Consider the following 1888-nt stretch of genomic DNA (forward strand, 5'->3'; position numbering starts at 1 on the left):
CGCGGCAATTGCCCCTGACGCGGCGACCGGCTGGGCCGCAGCGACCGGCTGCGGCGCGCGGTGGGGTCGGCACCCGCGCGGGACGAATCGGCGCGCCGGGACCACCCGGGGCTGTGACCTGACAGACCTTGCCGGGTACCCCCAGGGGGTATAGCTTGGCTCGTGGAGGTGGCCACGATGAATTCGGTAGACGGTGAGGGCCGGGCCCAGGGCCAGACCACGGCGGTCCACGAGCATCACCACGAGAGCAACCACGGCGAAGGCCCCGGCGGTCACGACCACCAAGCCGGCCACGGCGGGCATCAAGGGCATCAAGGGCATGAGGGGCATGACAAGCACGCCGGCCACGACCCCGAGATGTTCCGGCGCAAGTTCTGGCTGAGTCTCGCCCTCACCCTGCCGATCGTGCTCACCAGCCACATGGTGATGGACTGGTTCGGTTACTCCCTGGACTTCCCCGGGATCTCCCTGGTCGGCCCGGTCCTCGGCACGTTCGTGTTCGGTTACGGCGGGTGGCCGTTCCTGGCCGGCGCCGTCGCTGAGGTCCGGGACCGGGCGCCCGGCATGATGTTGCTCATCTCGATGGCCATCACCGTCGCCTACGCGGCGTCGCTGGCCACCAGCTTCGGGGCGTTCGACCTGGACTTCTGGTGGGAGCTGGCCGCCCTGGTGACCATCATGCTGCTGGGTCACTGGCAGGAGATGAAGGCGATCGGCCAGGCCCAGGGGGCGCTCGCCGCCCTGGCCGCGTTGCTGCCCGACGACGCCGAGCGGATCACCGCTGCCGGCGACGTCGACCGGGTGCCGGTCGCTGACCTGGTGGTGGGCGACACGGTGCTGGTGCGCTCCGGCGCCCGGGTGCCCGCCGACGGTCGCATCGTCGAGGGGTCGGCCGAGCTCGACGAGTCCATGATCACGGGGGAGAGCCGCCCGGTGGCCCGGGCGGCCGGCGATCGGGTCGTGGCCGGGACGGTCGCTACGGACTCCGCTCTTCGGGTACGGGTCGACGCGATCGGTGCGGACACCGCGCTGGCCGGCATCGGGCGTCTCGTCGCGCAGGCGCAGGCCTCCAACGGCCGTGCGCAGGTTCTGGCCGACCGGTTCGCCGCGATGCTGTTCTACATCGCTACGGCCGCGGCGGCGCTCACGTTTGTGGTGTGGTGGCTGCTGGGTGATGTGGACGGGGCTGTGGTCCGTACCGTGACGGTCCTGGTCATCGCGTGCCCGCACGCGCTCGGCCTGGCCATTCCGCTGGTGATCGCGTTGTCCACGGCCGTGTCGGCCAAGGCCGGCATCCTGGTCAAGGACCGGCTGGCGCTGGAACGGATGCGCACCGTGGACGCCGTGCTGTTCGACAAGACCGGGACGTTGACCAAGGGCGCCCACACCGTCACGGGCATCGCCGTCGCGGAGGGTGAGACCGAGGACGGCGTGTTGCGCCTGGCCGGCGCGGTCGAGGCGGACAGTGAGCATCCGCTGGCCCGGGCGATCGTCGCCGTCGCCGGGCAGCGCGGACTGCGCGCGTCGGCCCGGGACTTCCGGTCGCTCACCGGCCGCGGCGTGCAAGCCGTCGTCGACGACACCGCGTACGCCGTGGGTGGACCGTCCCTGCTGCGTGAGCTGAACGCCGAGGTGCCGGCCGGGTTGCGCCGTACCGCTGAGGAGTGGTCGCGGCGTGGCGCCGCGGTCCTGCATCTGCTGCGGTTGCCCGCGGACGGTGGCCCGCAGGTGCTGGGCGCGTTCGCCTTGGCGGACGAGGTCCGCCCCGAGGCGCGCGAGGCCATCGCCGAGCTGCGGGCGCAGGGCGTCCGGAAGATCGTGATGATCACCGGGGATGCCCGCCCGGTGGCCGAGGCGGTCGCCGCTGACCTGGGGTTCCGGCCCGGCA

At 72.4% G+C, this 1888-nt stretch carries 1 protein-coding gene; it reads left to right on the top strand.

The window, feature by feature from the left end:
* Nucleotides 1-177: 177 nt before the first annotated feature.
* On the top strand, nucleotides 178-1888 hold a 1711-nt coding region (locus AB0C29_RS46230), incomplete at its 3' end, for a heavy metal translocating P-type ATPase (protein ID WP_360834433.1).

The sequence above is a fragment of the Actinoplanes sp. NPDC048791 genome (assembly GCF_040650095.1).
Lineage (GTDB): Bacteria > Actinomycetota > Actinomycetes > Mycobacteriales > Micromonosporaceae > Actinoplanes.